Origin of the sequence: Streptomyces nigra, from assembly GCF_003074055.1 — a bacterium.
GTDB lineage: Bacteria > Actinomycetota > Actinomycetes > Streptomycetales > Streptomycetaceae > Streptomyces > Streptomyces nigra.
The window spans coordinates 6,991,072-7,012,838 of sequence record NZ_CP029043.1; the positions used below are offsets into that span (position 1 = coordinate 6,991,072).

At 75.2% G+C, this 21,767-nt stretch carries 9 protein-coding genes; 3 read left to right on the plus strand and 6 right to left on the minus strand.

What is annotated here, in order from left to right; translation table 11 throughout:
* Nucleotides 1–77 precede the first annotated feature (77 nt).
* Genes DC008_RS32125 through DC008_RS32150 form a run of 6 tightly spaced genes read right to left on the minus strand, consistent with a single transcriptional unit; the run spans nucleotide 78 to nucleotide 5,384 of the window.
* Entirely contained in the window at nucleotides 78–1,301 is a 1,224-nt protein-coding gene (locus DC008_RS32125; RefSeq protein ID WP_108709999.1) for a cytochrome P450 family protein, read from the minus strand.
* A complete protein-coding gene (locus DC008_RS32130) occupies nucleotides 1,298–2,536 on the minus strand; it encodes a cytochrome P450 family protein (protein ID WP_108710000.1) in 1,239 nt (412 codons plus the stop codon). Before DC008_RS32130 ends, DC008_RS32125 begins: the two co-directional genes overlap by 4 nt.
* Nucleotides 2,533–3,177: a GTP-binding protein gene (locus DC008_RS32135; RefSeq protein WP_108710001.1), complete on the minus strand. Its 645-nt coding sequence runs from the start codon at nucleotides 3,175–3,177 to the stop codon at nucleotides 2,533–2,535. Before DC008_RS32135 ends, DC008_RS32130 begins: the two co-directional genes overlap by 4 nt.
* Nucleotides 3,149–3,511, minus strand: coding sequence for a DUF742 domain-containing protein (locus DC008_RS32140; protein ID WP_108710002.1), 363 nt, complete (start codon nucleotides 3,509–3,511; stop codon nucleotides 3,149–3,151). Before DC008_RS32140 ends, DC008_RS32135 begins: the two co-directional genes overlap by 29 nt.
* Nucleotides 3,508–3,930: a roadblock/LC7 domain-containing protein gene (locus DC008_RS32145; protein WP_108710003.1), complete on the minus strand. Its 423-nt coding sequence runs from the start codon at nucleotides 3,928–3,930 to the stop codon at nucleotides 3,508–3,510. The genes DC008_RS32140 and DC008_RS32145 overlap by 4 nt, the downstream gene beginning before the upstream one ends.
* On the minus strand, nucleotides 3,927–5,384 hold the full coding sequence (locus tag DC008_RS32150) for an ATP-binding protein (protein WP_108710004.1): 1,458 nt from the start codon (nucleotides 5,382–5,384) through the stop codon (nucleotides 3,927–3,929). Before DC008_RS32150 ends, DC008_RS32145 begins: the two co-directional genes overlap by 4 nt.
* A 257-nt stretch (nucleotides 5,385–5,641) precedes the next feature.
* On the opposite strand from DC008_RS32150, the gene DC008_RS32155 reads away from it, so the two are divergent.
* The 3 genes from DC008_RS32155 to DC008_RS32165 all read left to right on the plus strand — a co-directional run bounded on the left by DC008_RS32155 (nucleotide 5,642) and on the right by DC008_RS32165 (nucleotide 21,718).
* Nucleotides 5,642–5,875 (plus strand): hypothetical protein, encoded by a 234-nt coding sequence (locus tag DC008_RS32155; protein WP_108710005.1) that lies wholly within the window; start codon nucleotides 5,642–5,644, stop codon nucleotides 5,873–5,875.
* Between the two features lie 512 nt (nucleotides 5,876–6,387).
* Nucleotides 6,388–8,115 (plus strand): fatty acyl-AMP ligase, encoded by a 1,728-nt coding sequence (locus tag DC008_RS32160; protein WP_108710006.1) that lies wholly within the window; start codon nucleotides 6,388–6,390, stop codon nucleotides 8,113–8,115.
* A gap of 124 nt (nucleotides 8,116–8,239) precedes the next feature.
* Nucleotides 8,240–21,718, plus strand: a complete 13,479-nt coding sequence (locus DC008_RS32165; protein WP_108710007.1) for a type I polyketide synthase — start codon at nucleotides 8,240–8,242, stop codon at nucleotides 21,716–21,718.
* Nucleotides 21,719–21,767: the final 49 nt, after the last annotated feature.

A 21,767-nucleotide genomic window follows, 5' to 3' on the forward strand; every position in this document is an offset into this window, starting at 1 on the left:
CGGGGGCCGTACGGTCTACGCACCGCGGGGACACGACCGGAACGGGGGACCGGTCGCGTCCTCGCGCGGATTCTCCGTCAGCCGCGCGGGCGCACGGGTATCTCCTGCCAGCCGAACGCGATGAACGACGGGACCTGACGCAGCTCCTCCCCGCCGACGGCGAGCCGCAGCCCGGGGAAGCGGTCGAAGAGCGCGGGCAGCGCGGTCAGCGCCTCGAGCCGGGCCAGCGGGGCACCGATGCACCGGTGCACGCCGATCCCGAACGACAGATGGTCGTCGGCCCCGCGCGCCGCGTCGAAACCGGAGGCGTCCGGGCCGTAGTGCGCGGGGTCCAGATTGGCGGCGGCGTACGTCGTGATGATCGCGTCCCCGGCCGGGACCGTCACGTCCCCGACCTTCAGGTCGGTCACGGCGAACCGCAGCGGCAGCGACGCGATGGACGGGTGCGCGCGCAGCGTCTCGTCGATCACCGCGTCCCAGCCGATCTCCCCGGCCCGTACGGCCGCCAGCTGCTCCGGGTGGGTCAGCAGGGCGACGACGGCGTTGCCGATCAGGTTCACCGTCGTCTCGAAGCCGGCGCCGATCACCAGCAGCAGCGTGTACAGCAGCTCCTCGTCGCTGAGCCGGTCGCCGTCCTCGTCGCGCACCCGGATCAGCTCGGTCGTCAGATCGTCGCCCGGGTGCTCCCGCCGGTGGGCGACGAGCGCGCCCAGCACCGAGCCGATCTGCTGCTGCACGAACGCGGCGTGCTCCGGCGTCGGGTCGGAGGTGTCCATGATCGCTGCGATGAGCGTGGCCGTGTCCTCGCGCAGTTCGTCCGGCACGCCGAACAGCTCGCAGATCATCCGCATGGGCAGCGGGTGCGCGAACTCCGCCTTCAGGTCGACCGCGTCACCGGCCCCGTCGAGCGCGTCCAGCAGCTCCGCGGTGATCGCCTCGACCCGGGGCCGCATGACCTCCGTACGCCGTTGGGTGAAGCTCGGCGCGACCAGCTTGCGCAGCCGCGCGTGGTCGCCGCCGTACGTCGACAGCATGTTGACCACGCCGACCCAGCCCAGGATCCAGCCCCACGAGGGGTGTTCGGGCACCTCGGGCCAGAGCCGCCAGTGCTGCCGCGGATCCTTGCTGACCCGGGGATCGAGGATCAGTTCCCGCAGAGTGTCGTACGTCGTCGGGGCCCAGGCCGGGATGCCGCCGGGCAGCTCGACGGGGACGATCGGGCCGAGGGCGCGCAGCCGGGCGCTCTCGCCGGGGATGTCGGAGCCGAGCGGGTCGATGGCGATGCGGTCGGTCACGGTCACGACGGGCCTCCTGGCTGGTCGGGGGAGCGGGGGCTGAACCGGACGGGCAGCGAGGTCAGCGACCGGTGGAACGGCCCGGGTCGCCAGGTCAGCTGCGCACGCGGCAGCACCGGCTCCAGGTCGGGCAGCCACTGGGTGAGCCGTTCGATGGCCTCGGTCGCGATCAGCAGCGTGTGCTGCTTCACCGGGCAGGCGTGCGGTCCCGCCGACCAGGACAGATGGGAGGCGTCCCGGGGGTGCCGCTCGCCGGGGGCGTCCCGCTCCGCGAAGTGGGCGAGCGCCCCGTACGAGATGACCACCGGGACCGCCGCCCGGACCCAGGCGCCATGGAACGACAGGGAGGTGCGGGCGTAGTGGATGCCGTAGTTGGCCAGCGGGGTCTCGTGGTGCAGGACCTCCACGACCGCGTCCATGACAGGGCGGGCCCCGCTGGTGAGCGTCGAGTAGAACGTCGGGTTGCCGAGGATGCGGGACAGGGCGTTCGACACCAGCTTCGCCGTCGGCTCGTGCCCGGCGCCCAGCGTGAGGAACACCTGCCAGGTGACCTCCTCCGGGGTGAGCCCGGCCGGGTGCGCCAGAAGCCGGCTCGGCAGGTCGTCGCCCGGCTCCGCGGCCTTCGCGGCGATCAGCTCCAGCACATAGCCGCCGTACTCGGCCTCGCCCTCGGCGGCCTCGGCGCCGCCCTCCATCATCTTGCCCAGCGCCACGTCCAGCCGGTCGCTCTGGCTGTCCGGCAGCCCGAACAGGCTGTTGAAGACCAGTGCCATCAGCGGCCGCGCGAAGTCGCCCACCAGATCGGCCTCGCCGCGCGGCCCGAACCGGCCGACGAGCACCCGCACCGCGCGGTGCACCCGGGCCCGCAGATCGTGCGGCTCGATCCCGTCGAACGTGTCGATCAGCGAGGTGCGGTACCGCACGTGCGCGGCGCCGTCGGCGAACAGCGTGTTGGGCCGCCAGCGCATCATGCCGAGGATCGGCGAGTCGTCGGCGACCGTCGACTCCCAGGGCCGGGGGTCGTGCGAGAAGGCCTCCGTGTCGTGCAGCAGGTCCAGCGCCGCGCGCCGGCCGGTGACGACGTACGCCGGCACACCCGGCGCCAACTCGCCCCAGCCGACCGGGCCCTGGGCGCGCAGCGCCTCGTAGTAGCGGTAGGGGTCCAGCGCGAAGCCGTCCTCCCACAGCCGTACGGGCGTCGCGCGGGAGAAGCTGTCGAGGTCGGGGGAGTGGACGGTCACCGGCCCTCCGGGGTGTCGCGGTCGATGAGGTGCTGGACGAGCGCGAGGAGCGCGTCGACGGACGAGTCGGCGTCCCGGGCGTCACAGGTGACCATCGGGGTGCCGTCCTCCAGGTCCAGGGCGGCGCGCAGCTCGCCCTCGGTGTGGTGCCGGGGCGCGTCCGGGAACGTGTTGAAGGCGACGGCGTACGGCAGCCCCGACTCCTCGACGAGCCCCAGCACGTCGAACGAGGCGTCGATGCGCCGGCTGTCCACCAGGACCAGGGCGCCGAGCGCGCCGTAGGCGATGTCGTCCCACAGGGGCCGGAACCGCTCCTGGCCGGGGGTGCCGAACAGGTACAGCACGACCCCGCCGGGCAGGCTGATCCGGCCGAAGTCGACCGCCACGGTCGTCGTCGACTTGTCCCGCACCCCGGCGATGTCGTCGACCGGCGCGGACGCCTCGCTGAGCGGCTCCTCGGTGTGCAGGGGCCGGATCTCGGAGACGGAGCCGATCAGGGTCGTCTTGCCCACCCCGAACGGGCCGGTCACCAGAATCTTGACCAGGTCCCGGGCGGTGTCGGGGAGATGGACGTCGTCGGACGGGCCCGCGGTGGCGCGGGCGCGGACGCCGCTAGGCGTGCTTGAGGGCGCGAAGGCCATCGGCCACTCTCTTCAGCAGGTCGGGGTCGAAGCGTGCGGCGGGCGGGATCGGCGCGCGGGCCGTCGCCAGCTCCCGGTCGATGAGGCCGCCCGCCAGGACGCGCACCGCGGACACCGGGAGCCGCAGCAGGGCCGCCGCCTCCACCACCGTCAGCGAGCCGTCCTCCAGCGCGTCCAGCAGGGCGAGCTGGGCGGCGGGCAGACCGGCGGGAGCGGGCGTGCCGACGCGGGTCAGCACCGACAGTCGCTCCAGGTGCGGCCGGCTGGGCCGGGCCACTCCGCCGGTCGACAGATACGCGGGGACCAGGGGACGGCCACCACGGCGGCCGGTCATGCCGGCGCGCCGCCGTCGCCGCCCCGGGACGCGGCGGCCATCGCCTTCTCGCCCAGCCGCGCCACCTGCGAGTGCACCCGGTGCGCGAGCAGGTCGAGACGCACCTCCGGGTCACCGTAGGCGGCCACACAGGTGCCGTGGTCCGTGGGCACGATCAGCACATAGCCGTGGTCGGACTCGATGACGACCTGGCGCACCTCGGCCCCGTCCCGGTCCGCGAAGGCGGCGGCCGCGGTACGGCACGCGCCCTGCACGGTGCTGGTGATCGCGGCGACCCGCTCGGCCGAGGGCCGGGTCAGGGCGTCGGTCCAGCCGGTCACGAGTCCGTCCCGGGTGAGCAGCACGGCCGCCACGACGTGCGGCACCTCCAGGACCGGGTCGAGAACCCATGCCGTGTCTCCCGCGTCGCGGCTGGTCATCGAGCCGTTCCCCCTTCGTGGTCGGTCAGTTCGTGGTCGGTCGGGGCGGTGTGGTCGGGCTCCGCCGGTGTCTCTGTGCCGGTGGCCGCCTCTTCGGTGGTACGGCCGTCCGCCGTGGACCTCGCCGCGGCGGTGCCGGCCTGCAGCGCGCCGAGCGCGGCGGCCGCCTGCTCCGGGCGCTGTGCCGTAGGCCGCGGTACGGCGGGCTCCTCCGGCGCGGCGGTGGCGCGGGTACGGCGCCGGCGCCGGGGCAGGCCGCCGGTCGCAGGGGCTGAGTCCCGGTCGTCGTCGTGCGTGGACCCCGTGCCGGCCTCGGTGCGGTCGTCGCCGTAGCCGTGCACGGTGTCGGCGGGGCTTTCAGCCGGCTCTTCGCGGGACGCCGGGCGCGTGGAGCGGGGCGCGCTCGCCGCAGGCGGCCGTACCTCGGGGTCGATGTGCCCGAGGAGGTGACTGTCCACCCGCAGCACGGCGCGCACCCCGCCGTACGGGGACGGCGACGACAGGTCGACGCCCAGGTCGAACTGCCGGGTGAGCTGGCCGATGGCCGCGAGGCCCATCCGGGGCGGATCACCGAGGTCGGTCAGCAGGATCGGGTCGGACCCCGCCACCAGCCGCTGGGCGCGGGCGCGTTCGTCGTGGGTCATGCCGACGCCGGCGTCGTCGACCGTGACGCACACGCCGTGGTGGACGTGCTCCAGGTTGACGACGACGTCGGTGTCGGGCGCGGAGTGCCGCAGGGCGTTGTCGAGGAGCTCGGCGACGATGATCGCGACCGGCTCCACGGCGTGGGAGACCAGCGCGGTGCCGGCTTCCAGATGGTTGTGGACGCGGACCCGGTGGTAGCCGGCCAGCCGGGCCTGGCCGCCGGTCACCGCGTCGACCAGGTGCGATTCCTCGCGCGCGAGCCCGACCCAGGCGCCGCACACCACGGCGGCGACCTGCGCGCGCCGCAGCGACTGCTCGTTCTCGTGGTCGAGCTGGAACAGCGTCTGCGTCAACTCCGGGTCGTCGTACTTCTGCTGGAGTCCGCGCAGGGCGTCCTGGAGGCGGTAGAGGGCGGCCTGGATCTCGCGGGTGGCGCCGCGCATACCGGCCTGGGCGGCCGCGTCGATACGGGTGCGCTGAGAGGCGAGTTCGGCGCGCAGGGCGTCCAGGACGTGCTCCAGCGCGAGGCCCAGCGGGGTCCCGGACGTCTGAGGGCGCAGCGGGCCGGGCACGGCGACGCTCGCATGGGTCTGCTGCCGGGCCGCGGCGGGCAGGCGGTGGGCCGCGAGATGCTCCACCTCGGCCGCCAACGCCCGGGCGGTCTCGTCCAGTTGGGCGCGCAACCGGGCGATCTCGACCCGCTGGCCCGCCTGTTGACGCTGTGCGCGCAGCAGCAGGCCGCCGAGGGCGAGCGCGGACAGCACACCGACGGCGAGCCCGCCGGTCACCAGGTCCGGTAATTCGATCATCGAGTCGGTTTCCCAGAAGGTCGGTTCGGGGTGGGGCAGGCCTCGTCGCGAGACCGTGACGCGCGGCGCTCGGAGCACAGTACACACCGTCATCGATCGATCTCGCACGGTCGGCACATACTTCCCTTCGGAAGTGCCGGGAATCTGCTCGCATCTGTCGCGGACTGTCGGGATTGCCGCCCCCGGATCGTGTGTGCGGCGGCCCGACGCGTACCCGGCGAGGGCGCACGACCGTACGACGTCAGGAGGTGCCCCGCATGACCGGCGCCACGGAGACCGGAGGCGTCGCCGGCACGCAGGACAAGGACTACAACCTCATCCGGTACGTAGAGGCGTGCCTGAGCAACGCGCTGCGGCTGGAGACGTACATCGAGGACGCCGAACGCGCCCAGGACGCCGAGGTCGCCGACCTGTTCCGCAAGGCGCAGGCGGACAGCCGCAAGGGCGCCGAACTCGGCAAGGAGCTGCTGAGCCGGCGGCTCGCCGGCTGAGTCCCGACCGGCCGGGCCCGGGCCCCGAGGCAAGGGGTGCCCGGGCTTCGCGCTGCCCGGCGGACGCGGGGTGTCCGGCTTCGCGCTGCCCGGCGGACGCGGGGTGTCCGGCTTCGCGCTGCCCGGCGGACGCGGGGTGTCCGGCTTCGCACTGCCCGGCACCGGAGCGGGTGCCGGGCTTCGCGCTGCCCGGCACCGGTTTCACCTGGCCGGGCGGGGGCGGCGACGCGCGGGTGGGGCCCCGGCTTCGTCAACATCCGCCCGACACGTAGGGTTTACATGCGTTCGGCCCAAGAGGCCGGACTCGCTTGCTAGGGTGCTACTCGCCGGTAGCAAGTTGATGCGGGGGGACACGAGGGGACGGCGGACCAGCGCCGTGACCCCTCGGCGGGTCGTCGGGACGGACGGCCGGGCAAGGGGGCCCGGGCCGACCGAGGCGTCTGCACGTGTCCAGCACGTGACCCTCGCACGTCACTCTCCGCCCACCGATCCAGACAGGTGAGACTCGCGACATGGTGCGATCCCTGGTCGACCTTCTGACCGAGCACGCGATACGTCACCCCGACCGAACCGCCTACCGCTACCTCGTCACCGGCGACTGCGACGGCGAGATCCAGGAACTCTCCTACGACCGCCTCGCCCGGCGCTCCCGCGCCGTCGCCGCCTGGCTCCAGGAGCGCGGCCTGGCCGGCAGCCGGGCCATGCTCCTGTACCCGCCGGGCCTGGAGTTCATGTGCGGCTACTTCGGCTGCCTCGCCGCCGGAGTCGTCGCCGTCCCCGGCGTCCCGCCCCGGGGCCGCACGCAGAACCACCGCGCCCTGACCCGGATGCGGCGGCTGATCGCCGACGCCGACGCCAAGGTCATCCTCGGCGGCCGCGAGGTCATCGAGGCCCTGTCAGGCCTCACCCAGCACCTGCCCGAACTCGCGGGCCTGACCTGGGTCGCCACCGAGGACATACCCGACGACGCCGCCGACGCGTGGCGCGAACCCGACCTGGACGCCGACTCCGTCGCCTTCCTGCAGTACACCTCGGGCTCCACCTCCGCGCCGCGCGGCGTGATGGTCACCCACGGGAACCTCCTGGACAACGAGCGGATCATCACCGCACGCATGGGCCACACCCCGGACGCCATCGCCGAGCACGGACACGAGATGTTCGTCAGCTGGCTGCCCGTCTACCACGACATGGGCCTCATAGGCCCCGTCCTCAACACCGTATATCTCGGCGTCACCGCCACCCTGTTCTCCCCGCTGCACTTCCTGCAGCGGCCGCAGCGCTGGCTCACCGCCGTCGGTCGCTACCGCCCCCACACCAGCGGCGGCCCCAACTTCGCCTACGAACTGAGCCTGCGGCACGCCACCCCCGACCTCCTCGACGGCCTCGACCTGAGCTCGTGGAAGGTCGCCTTCAACGGCGCCGAACCCGTACGGGCCGCCACCCTGCGGCGGTTCGCCGACACCTTCGCCCCGGCCGGCTTCCGCCGCGAGGCCCTCTACCCCTGCTACGGGCTCGCCGAGGCCACCCTCATGGTCAGCGGCAGCACCCCGGGCACCGCGCCCACCCTGCTCCCGCCCGCCGACGGACGGCCCGACACCGACGCCGTCGGCTCCGGCCGCCCAGGACCCGGCCTCACCGTCGTCATCGCCGACCCCGAGCGGCACGAGGAACTCCCCGACGGCGAGGTCGGCGAGATCTGGGTGTCCGGCGCGAGCGTCGCCAAGGGCTACTGGCGCAACGCCCTCGCCACCCGCGAGACCTTCCGCGCCCGCCTGGCCGGACACGAGGGCCGCTTCCTGCGCACCGGCGACCTCGGATTCCTGCGCGACGGCGAACTCTTCGTCACCGGCCGGCTCAAGGACCTCATCGTCGTCGACGGACGCAACCACTACCCGCAGGACCTCGAACTGACCGCGGAGACGGCCCACCCGGCCCTGCGCCCCGGCTGCACCGCCGCCTTCGGCGTGGACCCCGCGCCCACCGACGACGGCACGGCCGGCACCGAACAGGCCGTCCTCGTCGCCGAGATCGCCCCCGACGCCGTGGGCGAGGCCGAGAAGATCACCGACGTGGTGCGCAGCGCCATCGCCGAGGCCCACGGCCTCTCCGTGCGCGACGTCGTCCTCGTCCGGCCCGGCACCATCCCCAAGACCTCCAGCGGCAAGATCCAGCGGCACGCGTCCCGGGCGGCCTACCTGGGCGGCACCCTCGCCCTGATCGAGGAACCCGCCCTCGGCTGACGCCGCCCCGTCCGCCGTACGCCGCCCCGCGTGCCGTACGGCGCACACCGCGCCGCCGGACCCGCGCGCCCACGCGCCCCGGCGACGCGGCCTCCTTCCGCGACCCACGAGGACATGAGTCTCCATGCCTGCGCACGAGTCCCCGAAGCAGTTCCCCGATCCGCCCCCGCGCACCGCGCAGGACGTCCGGGCCTGGCTGGAGTCGGCCGTCGCCCAGGTGACCGGACTCGACCCGGACATCGTCGACCCCGACCGGCCGCTCGCCGAACTGGGTCTTGGATCACGGCAGTTGGTGGCCCTGGCCGCCGACCTGTCCGCGCTCACGGGCCGCACTCTCGACCCCTCCCTCGTCTTCGACCACCCCACGATCGCGGAACTCGCCGAAGCCGTCCTCGCGACCACCCCTGAGGTTGCCGTCGCGCCCCAGGACCCCGGCGGCCCCGCCCCGCACCGGTCCGACGACATCGCGATCATCTCCATGGCCTGCCGGCTGCCCGGCGCCGACGACCCCGACGCGCTGTGGCGGCTCCTCGACGAGGGCCAGGAGGCCGTCGGGGACGCGCCGGCCGGCCGCTGGGACACCCGGGACCTCTACGACCCCGACCCGGAGGCGACCGGCAAGGCGTACTCCCTGCGCGGCGGCTACCTGAGCGACATCGACCGCTTCGACGCCGCGTTCTTCGGGATCTCCCCGCGCGAGGCCGCCGCCATGGACCCCCAGCAACGGCTGCTGCTGCGCACCGCCTGGGAGGCCGTCGAACGCGCCGGCATCGTCCCCGCCACCCTGAACGGCAGCTCCACCGGCGTCTACGTCGGCCTCTACGACGGCGGCTACCTGGCCACGGCCGGCCTCGGTCAACTCGACGGCCACGTCGGCACCGGCACCGCGCCCAGCGTCGCCTCCGGCCGCATCGCCTACACCCTCGGCCTGCGCGGACCCGCGGTCACCGTCGACACCGCCTGCTCCTCCTCGCTGGTCGCCCTGCATCTGGCGGCACGCGCGCTGGCGGGCGGCGAGTGCGACCTCGCGCTGGCCGGCGGCGCCACGCTGCTGCTGACGCCGCGCGGGCACGTCGAGTTCAGCCGGCTGCGCGGGCTGTCGCCGTCCGGGCGGTGCAGCGCCTTCTCCGCCGACGCCGACGGTGTCGTCTGGGCGGAGGGCTGCGGGGTCGTCCTCCTCAAGCGGCTCGCGGACGCCCGCCGCGACGGCGACCGCGTCCTCGCCGTCGTCAAGGGCTCCGCGATCAACCAGGACGGCCGCAGCCAGGGCCTCAGCGCCCCCAGCGGGCCCGCCCAGGAACGCGTCGTACGGGCCGCGCTCGACGCGGCCGGGCTCCGGCCGCACGACCTCGACCACATCGAGGCGCACGGCACCGGCACCCCGCTCGGCGACCCCATCGAGGGCCGCGCCCTCGCCGCCGTCTTCGGCCCGGACCGCCCCGCCGGCCGGCCCCTCGGCATCGGGTCCCTGAAGTCCAACATCGGGCACACCCAGGCCGCCGCGGGCATCGCCGGCGTCATCAAGACCGTGCTGGCGCTCCAGCACGAGCGGATACCGGCGTCCCTGCACGTCGCGACGCCGACCGAACGGATCGACTGGACGCACGGCGGACTGCGCGTCCTCGACACGGCGCAGCCCTGGCCCCGGGACGCCGGACGGGTGCGGCGCGCCGGAGTCAGCGCGTTCGGCATCAGCGGCACCAACGCCCACGTCGTCCTGGAGGAGGCCCCCACCACGGCCGAGGAGCCCGGGCCCGCCACCCCGCCCTGCCCCGTCCTCCTCCCGCTGTCCGCGCGCGGCCTCCCGGCGCTCCGCGCCCAGGCCGCCCGTCTGCTCGACCACCTCCAGGACCGCGAGCTGCCTCTGCCCGCCGTCGCCGCCACCCTCGCCCACCACCGCACCCACTTCGAGCACCGGGCCGTCGCCCGGGCGGACGGCCGGGACGGCCTGCTGCGCGCTCTGCGCGCACTCGCCGAGGGCACACCCGACGACGACCTCGTCACCGGCCCGCCCCACCCGGCCCGCACCGGCAAGGTGGCCTTCGTCCTCCCCGGCCAGGGCGCCCAGTGGCCCGGCATGGCACGCGATCTCCTCGACCACGACCCGGTGTTCGCCGACGAACTCGACCGCTGCGACGCCGCCCTGCGCCCCTTCACCGGCTGGTCCGTGACCTCCGTGCTGCGCGGCGACCCCGCGGCCCCGGACCTGGACCGCGTCGACGTCGTCCAGCCGGTGCTGTTCGCCGTCATGGTGTCCCTGGCCGCCGTGTGGCGGGCCCGCGGCGTCCACCCGGACGCCGTCGTCGGCCACAGCCAGGGCGAGGTCGCCGCGGCGTGCGTCGCCGGCGCCCTCAGCCTCAACGACGCCGCCGCCGTCGTCGCCCTGCGCAGCCAGGCCCTGACCGGCCTGTCCGGCACCGGCACCATGGCCGTCGTCGCGCTGCCGCACACCGAGGTGGAGCGCCGGATCGCCGGCCAGGACGGCGAGCTCACCGTCGCCGCCGTCAACAGCGCCCGCTCGACCGTGGTCTCCGGCGCCGTCGACGCCGTACGGACGCTGGTCGCCGGACTGGAGCGGGAGCAGGTCTTCGCCCGCGTCCTCGATGTCGACTACGCCTCCCACAGCGACCGGGTCGAACCCGTCCGCGCCGCCGTCCTCGACGAACTCGACGGCGTGCTCACCCAGCCCACCGCCGTCACCTGGTACTCCACGGTCACCGGCGAGCCCGTCACCGACGAACTCGAAGCCGACCACTGGTACCGCAACCTGCGCGAACCCGTCCGCTTCGCCCCCACCGTCGAGCGCATGATCGCCGACGGGTACCGCTGCTTCCTCGAACTCGCCCCCCACCCCTCCCTGCTGACCGCCCTCAACACGATCGACGAGGACCTCGTGACGGTCGGCTCGCTGCGCCGCGACGAGGACGGCCCCGCCTGCCTGGACCGCGCCACCGCCACCCTTCACGTCCACGGCCACCGCCTCGACTGGCGCCGCCTCGCGCCGCCCACCGCCCCCGTGGACCTGCCCACGTACGCCTGGGACGAGCAGCGGCACTGGATCGAGGCGGCAGGCCCCGTGGAAGGGCAGGGGCTCTTCGACCGGGCCGCGCACCCGTTGCTCGGCATCCAGCTCCGGTCGGCCGACGAGACCCGCTGGACCTTCCGCAACGAGTGGTCCACGGCCACCGCCGACTGGCTCACCGACCACACCGTCCACGGCCACACCGTCGTCTCGGGCACCACCCTGCTGGAACTGTGCCGCGCCGCCCTCGCGGTGGCCCGCCCCGACACGTCCGTCGAGGTCGCGGACCTGCTGCTCCTCACGCCGCTCACCCTGCCCGAGAGCGGCACCGTCGAGGTGTCCGTCGAGGTGACGGCGGCCGAGGTCACCGTGCACAGCCGTCCGCGCGGCCCGGAGACGGCGGACTGGACCCTGCACGCCACGGCGTCCGCCGCCGAGCCGTCCGAGTCGCCCACCGCCGAACCACCCGTCTGGCCCGAGGAGTTCGCCCCCGCGTGGGACGAGGACACCTACGCACGCCTGGCCGCCCTCGGCCTCGGCTACGGGCCCGCCTTCCAGGGCGTCCGGGAGGCCACGGTCACGGGAGACGACACCGTACTGGCCCGGCTCTCCCTGCCCGTCCAGGACACCGCCTATCCGGTCCACCCCGCGCTCCTGGACGCCGCCCTGCAGCTGGCCGCCGTCCTCGAACCCCTCGACGGCCGGGTGCTGTTGCCGGTAGCGATGGGCCGCTGCGCCCTGCCGCCCGGCGGTGCGACGGACCTCGTCGCCGTCGTACGCCGGACCCCGGAACCCGGCGAGGACGTCGTCCTGGACGTCACCCTGTGGGACCCCGACGGCTTCCCGGCCGGCCGGCTGGAGGGCGTACGGCTGCGGGCCGCCGACCCGGCCGAGCTGACCGCCGGTACGGAACTCGGCCGCCATCTGTACGAGGTGGCCTGGACCCCGGTACCGATCGCGTCGGAGCAGCCCGCCGGCACCGTGGTGCGCCGGTGGCCCGCCCCCGCTCCGGACGCCGACCCGGTCGCCGCCGCCCACGCCACGGCGGCGGTCGCGCTGGACGAACTGCGGACGCTGATCGCCCTGCCGCCGGACGAGGCCCCCGCCCGGATCGTCTGGGTCACCACCGGAGCCGTCGCCGCCACGGAGACCGACACCGCCGCCGGGTACGCCCACTCCGTGCTGTGGGGCCTGGCCCGCAGCGCACGCGCCGAGCATCCTCAGCTGGGGCTGACCCTGGTCGACCTCGACGCCGAGGACCAGGAAGTGCCCCTCACGGCCGAGGAGCCCGAACTCGCCGTACGCGGTGAGCAGTTGCTCGCGCCGCGACTCGTCCGGGCGCGCCCCGCCCCGGCCGGCACCGGCCCTGCGATCCCCACCGACGGCACGGTGCTGATCACCGGCGGCCTCGGTGCCGTCGGCCGCCGCCTCGCCCGCCTGCTGGCCGAGAACGGGGTGCCGCGCCTGCTCCTGACGTCTCGTCAAGGGACGGCTGACTCCCGCGCGGACGAGGTCGTGGACGAACTGGCCGCGCTCGGCTGCCAGGTGGAGGTCGTCGCCTGTGACGTCGCCGACGAGGCCGCCCTCGCCGGTGTGCTCGCGAGCGTCGGCGACGATGCGCCCCTGCGTGGGGTCGTCCACTGCGCCGGTGTGCTGGCCGACGGTGTGCTCGCCGAGACGACCTCCGAGCGGCTGGCCGAGGTGCTGCGCCCCAAGGTCGACGGTGCCGCGCATCTGCACCGGCTGACCGCGGGGCTCGACCTCGACCTGTTCCTCCTCGTCTCCTCGGCCGCCGGTGTCGTCGGCACCGCCGGGCAGGCCAACTACGCCGCCGCCAACGCCTTCCTCGACCAACTCGCCCACCATCGGCGCGCGGCACGTCTGCCCGCCCTCTCCGTCTCCTACGGCGCCTGGGCGGGCGAGGGGCTGGCCGCCGAGCACGCCGACCTGGCGCGCATGGCCCGCCTCGGCCACCGCGCCCTCACGCCCGAGCAGGGCGCCGCCCTGACCGGCCTCGCGCTGCGGCACGACACCGCGCACCTGGTCGCCTGGTCCCTCGACCTGCCCCGGCTGCGTGCCGCCGCGCCCGACGGCGCCCTGTGGCGCTCCCTGCTGCCCGCGCAGCGGCCCGCCACGGCTCCGGGCGGCCCCACCCTGGCGGACCGGCTGTCCCGGCTGCCGGAGACCGAACGCGCCGCCCGGGTCCTCGCCCTGGTCCGCGAGGAGGCCGCCCAGGCGCTCGGTCTGCGCTCGGCGGACGCGGTCCGTCCCGACCAGCCGCTGCGCGACCTCGGCATGGACTCGGTGACCGCCGTCGACCTGCGCAACCGGATCGGCACCCGGATCGGCGCACGGCTCCCCGCCACCCTCCTCTTCGACCACCCCACCCCGGCCCGGCTCGCCGACCACCTGCTGAACGGCGTCCTCGGCAGCCCGGCCCGGGCGACGGCCGTACGTCAGCCCGCCCGGGCCCCGTCCGCCCAGGAGCCCGTGGCCCTGGTCGCCATGGCGTGCCGGCTGCCCGGCGGGGTCCGCGACCCCGAGGGGCTGTGGCGGCTCGTCGCCGAGGGCCGGGACGCCGTCGGGCCGTTCCCGGCCGCCCGCTGGGACGTCGAGGCGCTGTACGACCCCGACCCGGACGCACCCGGCAAGTCCTACGCCCGTGAGGGCGGGTTCCTCGACGACATCGACTCCTTCGACGCCGCGTTCTTCGGGATCACCCCGAAGGAGGCGGCGGCCATGGACCCCCAGCAGCGTCTGCTCCTGGAGACCGCCTGGGAGTCGCTGGAACGCGCCGGGATCGTGCCCGCCGACCTCGCGGGCAGCAGCACGGGCGTCTACGTCGGCATGTTCGGCAGCGACTACCTGTCCGGCACCCGGCTCGACCAGCTCGACGGTTACGTCGGCACCGGAACCGCCCTGAGCGTGGCCTCCGGGCGGCTCGCCTACACGCTCGGCCTCAACGGCCCCGCGCTCACCGTCGACACCGCCTGTTCCTCGTCCCTGGTGGCCGTTCACCTCGCGGCGCAGGCCCTGCGGTCGGGGGAGTGCGACCTCGCGCTGGCCGGTGGCGTCACACTGATGGTCACGCCGGGGACCTTCGTCGAGTTCAGCCGGCTGCGCGGGCTGTCCCCGACGGGCCGCTGCCGCTCGTTCTCCGACGCCGCCGACGGGGCCGTCTGGGCGGAGGGCGCCGGCATGCTCGTCCTCAAGCGTCTCGGCGACGCGCGGCGCGACGGTGACCGGGTGCTGGCCGTGCTGCGCGGCACCGCCGTCAACCAGGACGGCCGCAGCCAGGGCCTGTCCGCGCCCAACGGCCCCGCGCAGGAGCAGGTGATCCGCCGGGCCCTGGAGCAGTCGGGGCTGAGCCCCGCCGACGTCGACCACGTCGAGGCGCACGGCACCGGCACCACCCTCGGCGACCCCATCGAGGCCAACGCCCTCGCCGAGGTGTTCGGCGCCTCCCGCCCCGAGAGCCGCCCGCTGTACGTCGGCTCGCTGAAGTCCAACGTCGGGCACACCCAGGCCGCTTCGGGCGTCGTCGGCCTGATCAAGGTCGTGGAGTCCCTGCGCCATGGGGCGCTGCCGCGCACCCTGCACGCCGATCCGCCGAGCCGGCACGTCGACTGGGCGGACAGCGGGCTGCGCCTGCTGCACGAGGAGACCGCCTGGCCGGCGTCGGCGGACCGCGTACGGCGCGCGGGCGTCAGCGCCTTCGGCATCAGCGGCACCAACGCCCATGTGATCGTGGAGGAGGCGCCGCCCGCGCCCGGCCCCGCGCCCCGAGCCTCCACGGGACCGGACCTGTTCGTGCTCTCGGGCCGCAGCGAGGCCGGGCTGCGCGGGCAGGCCCGAGCGCTCGCCCGCCACCTGGCCGACACCGACACCGGCCTGCACGACGTCGCCCACACCCTGGCCCGGCACCGCGGCCACTTCGAGCACCGTGCCGCCCTCGTCGCCGAGGACCGCGACGAGCTCAGGGCCGCGCTGACCGACCTCGCGGACGGGCGTACGGCGCCGCCCGTCCGCCGCGAGGACCCCACCGGCAAGGTCGCCTTCCTCTACGCCGGGCACGGCGGCCAGTGGCCCGGCATGGCCCTCGACCTGATGGCCGACACGGAGGCGTTCGGCGCCGAACTGACCCGGATCGACGAGGCCGTGCGCCGGCACGCCGGCTGGTCGGTGCTCACCGCGCTGCGGGCGCCCGAGGAGTTCTCCCCGCTGGAACGCACCGAGTACCTCCAGCCGGTGCTCTTCGCCGTCAACGCGGCGCTCACCGCCGCCTGGCGCTCGGTCGGCGTCACCCCGGACGCCGTCGCCGGGCACAGCCTCGGCGAGATCGCCGCCGCCTACAGCGCGGACGCCCTCACCCTGGACGACGCCGTGGCCGTCGTCACCGGCCGCGCCCGGGCCGTCGTCCCTGTCGCGGGACGGGGCGGCATGCTGTCCCTGGACGTGCCGCGCGACCGGGCCGAGGAACTGCTCGCCCCCTACGCCGGACTGCTGTTCGTCGCCGCCGTCAACGGCCCGCACGCCACGGCCGTCTCCGGCGCCGCCGACGCCCTGGCCGACCTGCGACAGAGCCTGGAGGCGCAGGGGATCGGGGCACGGCCATTGTCGACGCCGTTCGCCTCGCACACCCCCCTGATGGCCGAGGTCCGCGACGACCTGCTCGGCCTCCTCTCCGACGTCCGGGGCACCAGCACGACGACCCCGCTGTACTCGACCGTCCTGGCCGAACCCGTGCCGGGCGACCGCCTCGACGCCGCCTACTGGTACGCCAACCTCAGCGAACCCGTCCGCTTCGCCGACACGATCCGCCGCCTCCTCGACGACGGCCACCGCCACTTCGTCGAACTCAGCCCGCACCCGTCGCTCACCGCCGCCGTCGAGGCGGTCGCGGCCGAGGCCGGCGTCGACGCGGTCGCCGTGGGCACTCTGCGCCGTGGATCGGGCCGGCGCGACACCCTGCTGCGCGCCCTGGGCGCACTCCACACGGCCGGTCACACCCCCGACTGGACGGCGCTGTTCCCGGCCGGCCGCCGTGCCGACCTGCCGACCTACGCCTTCGCCCGGGAACGCCACTGGCTCGCCCCCGCCCCGGCGGCCGCGCCCGGCAGCTCGCCGCTGCTCGGCACGCACGTCGAGGCCAGCGACCAGCCCGGCCGGCATCTCTTCCAGACCGAGGTGGACCTGCGCGACGGCCGCTTCGCCTACCTCACCGACCACCGTGTCACCGGCGAGGTGTGGCTGCCCGGCGCGGCCTTCCTGACCATGGCGCTGGAGGCCGCCCGCACCGTCCAGGACGGCGGCGACGTCCACCTCACCGACGTCGAATTCCTCCAGCCGCTGCGCCTGGACGCAGCCCGGCCGGTCCGGCTGCAACTCGTACTGCGGCCCGGCGCCGACGGCGTACGGGAGTTCACCGTCTCCGCCGCCCCAACGGGCGACCCCACCTGGGAACGGCATGTGACCGGCCGGATCACCACGGGACCCGCCGACCCCGAGGAGGACCCGGCCGCCCTGCGCGCCCGCTGCACCGACCCGGTCGACCTGAAGGCCGTCCACGGCACCCTGGCCACCCTCGGCATCGAGTACGGCCCCGCCTTCCAGGGCCTGGAGTCCGGCCGCCGCGCCGCCGATGCCGCCTTCGCCCGGCTCACCGACCGGCCCGCCGCCGGGCATCTGCTCCACCCCGCCGTCCTCGACGCCGCCTTCCACACGGCCGCCCTGCCCGCCGACGCCCCGCAGGCCCGGGCGTTCGTGCCCGCCGGGGTCGGCCGGCTGCGCCACACCGGGCTGCGCACCAGCCCCGCGTGGGTGACCTGCGCACTGCGATCGATCTCCGGGGACACCGCCACCCTGGACCTCCGCCTCTACGACGAGGACGACCAACTCCTCGTCGAGGCATCGGAGTTCCGGCTCACCGCCCTCTCGCCGCTCGACGGGGCGCTGTTCGAGACGCGCTGGCAGCCCCGCCCGGCCGCCGACGAACCCCCGGCACCCGGCACCTGGCTCGTCCTCGCCGACACGACCGGCGTCGCCACCGACCTGGCCCACCGCCTGGGCGACGCCACGCCCCACGTCATCGCCCGCCCGGGCGAGGCCTTCGCCGCCGAGGGACCCGGCCGATATGTGCTCGACCCCGCCGACCCGGACCAGCTGGCCCGGCTGCTCGACCAAGCCTTCCCGCACGAACCACCGCGCCACATCGTGCAGTTGACCGCGCTGGACGCCCCCGCGATCGACGACGGCCGCACGGCCGGGGAGGCCGCCCGGCTGGGCTGCCTCAGCACCCTGCACCTGGTGCGGGCCCTCGCGGAGCGGGCCTGGGCGCCCCGCCTCCACATCGTCGTCCGCGGCAGTCAGGCCGCCGGCGACAGCACCCGTGTCACCCACCCCGAGCAGGCGCTCGCCTGGGGCTTCGGCCTCGCCGTCGCCCAGGAGCACCCCGAACTGCGCACCACCTTGGTCGACCTGCCGCCCACCGGCGGCACCGACGCCCTGTGGACCCAGCTGCGCCACGCCGACGACGAACGCCTCGTGGCCCTGCGCCCCGACGGACGTCACGTCCCCCGGCTGGCCCGTACCCGCCCGGACGACTCCGGACTGCCCACGGGGTCGGGCGCCTACCTGATCACCGGCGGTCTGGGCGGCCTCGGCCGGGTCGTCGCCGAGCGGCTGGCCGGCCGGGGTGTCCGCAGTCTGGCCCTGCTGGGCCGCGGCGCCCCCGACGCGGACGCCCTCGCCCGGATCGACGGCCTCCGCGAGCGCGGGGTCGCCGTGCACGTGGCCCGAGCGGACGTCACCGACCGCGCCGGTCTGACGGCCGCGCTCGATGGTGTACGCGCGGAGCTCGGCCCGATCACGGGGATCGTGCACGCGGCCGGTGTCCTCGACGACGCCACCCTCGCCCACCTCAGCGACGACCGCGTCCTCACCGTGCTCGGACCCAAGGTCCTCGGCACCGCCCTGCTGACCGAACTCGTTCCGGAGGCCGGGGACTTCGTGCTGTTCGCGTCCGCGGCCGGACTGCTCGGCTCGGCCGGGCAGAGCGCGTACTGCGCCGCGAACGCCTTCCTCGACGCCTGGGCCCACCATCTCGCGCTGCACGACCGCCGGGCCCTCAGCCTCGACTGGGGCGCCTGGGCCGGCGTCGGCATGGTCGCCGGGTCCGACGCCCGCGCCGCGCAGACCGCCCGCTCCGGACTGGTCGCCCTGTCCGCCGGGGACGGTGGCGAACTGCTCGACCGGGTGCTCGGCGTGTCCCGGCGACAGCTCGCCCCGCTCGCCCTGGACTGGGAGCTGCTGACCCTCGACCCCGACGCCGTCCGCACCCGCCCGATCCTCGCCGACCTGGTGACCCTCCCCGCCCCGTCCACCGGCACCGACGAACTCGTCGAGAAGGTGCTCGCGGCCACCGACGACGCCGAACGGGCCGTACGGCTGGAGGCGTACGTCCGCGCCCGGATCGCCGAGGTGTCCGGCGGCACGGGCCAGGTCCCGGCGACGGCCGCCCTCAAGGAACTCGGCCTCGACTCGCTGATGCTGGTGCGGCTGCGCAACGCGTTCGCCCGCGACCTCGGCGTCGAACTCCCCGCCGCCACCGTCTTCTCCGCCTCCGACCTGCGCGGCCTCGCCGAGGTGCTGCGCACCGCGCTGCCCGAACGGACGGCCACGGCGGACGACGCCCCGGTTGTCCCGGACGACGTCCCGGCCGAGGAACGCCTTCCGGCGACCCGCGACGTCGTACGGCTGCTGCGCAGCGCCCGGCCCGGCATGCCCGAGGCCGCCCACGCCGTCGGCCTGGCCGTGCGCCTCACCGCACCCGTCACCCGCGCGACCCTGACCGGCGTCCTCGACCGGCTCACCGCACGGCACGCCGCGCTGCGCACCGCCGTCGCGGACGCGGACGGCGGCGGCCGCGTCCTGCGTGTGCGACGGGACCTCCCGGCGACACCGCTGCGCTGGACCGTCGTCCCCGACGGCAGGGAACCGGACGCCGCCGACGCGCTGCGCGCCCTCCTCGAACCGCCCTTCGACCTGGCGACGGCACCCCTGTGGCGGTTCGAACTCCTGGACGCGGGCGAGCGCGGCCAGACCCTCGTCTACGGCGCCCACCACGCCGTCGGCGATCTGCAGTCGCTGCTGCTGGTGGCGAGCGAGATCGACGCCGAGCTGACCGCCGGCCCCCTCGGCGACACCGTCACCAACCGCGAGGTGCGTCAACTGATCGAGGCCCAGCGCGCCGACGCCCCGGCCGCAGGTGAGTCGGACGGGTGGCGCGAGCACTTCCGGGGCAGCGAGCGGCTCGACCTCACCCTGAGCCGCCCCCGCCCGGAGGCCCGTACGTACCTGGCCGGCAGCGTCACCCTGCCGATCCCGGACGGGCTGGCCGAGCGCGTAGCGGCCGCGGCGAGCGCGCTGGCGGTCACCCCGGCCGCCTTCTGCCTCGGCGCCCTCACCGTCCTGCTGTCCCGCAGGCGCGAGCGGGAGCGTTTCGTCCTCGCCGTGCCCGTCGACACCCGCATCCACGCCGACGCCTACGACGCGGTGGGCTTCTTCGGGGTGCCGGTGCCGTTCCCCGCCGAGGCCCGGGCGGGGGAGCGGATCGAGGAGGTGCTGCGCCGCACCGACGGACGTCTGGAACGGGTGCTGAGGAAGGGCGCCATGTTCACCGACGTGCTGCCGGTGCTGGCCGAGGAGGGCCTGTACCGGGCCGACGCACCCCTGGTCGAGGTGTACTTCAACTACGTCCGCTCCGGCGGCGGGTTGAAGGCCCTTGAGGTGCTGCCCGTCGGGACCGGGTACTCCGACCTCGACCTGATGGTGACCATGACGCCGGACGCCGGTCGGATCCGGCTCGACCACAACCTCGACATCCTGGACGCCGAGGCCGCCACCGGGCTCGGCGAGGAGTTGCTGCGGCTGCTCGCCGAAACGGCCGGCGACCCCTCGAGCCCGGTCCGCGCCCTGGCACCGGCCGCCGGACCCGGCCACCGGCTCGCCCTCGCCGCCACCTTCGCCCTCGGCAACCTGCCGGCCATGTGCCAGGCCGCCCTCGGCGCGGCGGCCCCCGGCGTCCCGGTCACCGTCGCCGAGGCCCCGTACCACCAGGTGCCGGCCGCGCTGCGCGACCCGTCGGGCGTGTTCGCCGACCCGGCCACGACCGCCGGCGTCGTCCTGCTGCGCGCCGCAGACCTCCAGCGCTTCGGCCCGGTCGACGACGCTCAACTGGCCGAGCTGCGCGGCGTCTACACGGCCGCCGTCCGCGCCGCCGCCGAGCGCGGCCGCACCCCGCTGATCGTCGGCATCCTGCCCTCCGCCCCCGCCGAGGAACGCCTGACCCGGTGGGAACGGGAGGTCGCCGCCGACCTGGCCGAGGTGCCCGGCGTCGCCGTCCTCGGACCCGACGCCTGGACCCGGGACCACACGGCGGAACAGGCCTTCGACGAACGCACCGAGCACATGGCCCACCTGCCGTTCACCGCGCCGTTCCAGGCGGCCGTGGCCCTGCGCCTGGCCGAGACCGTGCGGGCCGCCCACCGCCCGGCGCCCAAGGTCATCGCGGTCGACGGCGACGAGACCCTGTGGGGCGGCGTGGCCGGTGAGGCCGGCCCCGAGGGGGTCGAACTGGGCGATGTCCGGGCCCTGCTGGCGCGGCGGCTGCTCCAGTGGCGGGCGGCGGGCGTGCTGCTGGTCCTGGTCAGCAACAACGACGAGGACACCGTCCGCGCCGTGCTGGACCGCCCGGACAGCCTGCTGAAGGCCGAGCACTTCAGCGTGGTCTCCGCCGCCTGGGAACCGAAGCCGGATCGTCTGGCCGAGGCCGCCCGCACTCTCGGTCTCGGTCTGGACAGCTTCCTGTTCCTCGACGACAACCCGGCGGAAATCGCCCGGATGCGCGCCACAGCCCCGCAGGTGCTGTCGGTGACCTGCCCGGCCGCCGGTGAACTGCCCGCGTTCCTGGACCGGTTGTGGCCGATGGTCCCGAGGGCGGCCACGGCCGAGGACGCGCTGCGGGCGCGGTTCTACGCCCAGGAGCGGGAGCGGGACGCCGTGCGTGAGGAGACCGGGTTCGAGGAGTTCCTGGAGCAACTGCGGCTGGAGGTCGACGTCCGGGCGTTGACGGACGGGGACGTGGACCGCGCCGAGCAACTCGTGCGCCGTACCAACCAGTTCACCCTGCGGGCCCGCTCCGCCGACGGCGGTGACGTCCGCCGCTGGCGCGAGCAAGGCGAGGTGTGGACGGCGTCCGCCCGTGACCGCTTCGGCGACTACGGACAGATCGGCCTCCTCGCCCTGCGCCAGGAGGGCGACCGGCTCGACGTCACGGCGTGGCTGCTGAGCTGCCGCGCCCTCGGGCGGGGTGTCGAGGAGCGGCTTCTGGAGTGGCTGGCCGGGCGCGCGGAGGAGCTGGGATGCGCAAAGGTCCGGCTGGCGGCGGAGCGCACGCCGCGTAACACACCGGCGCGCAGGCTGCTCGCGGCGCTGGGCGGGGGCGATCCGGACGACGACCGTCTGGAGGCCGTCGTCACGCCGGACCAGCTGCGGGCGTTCCGCTCCTGGCGGCGGTCGTGATGCGTGAATGCGCGGGCGCGAGTGCGATCGACATAGAGGTAAGACGACT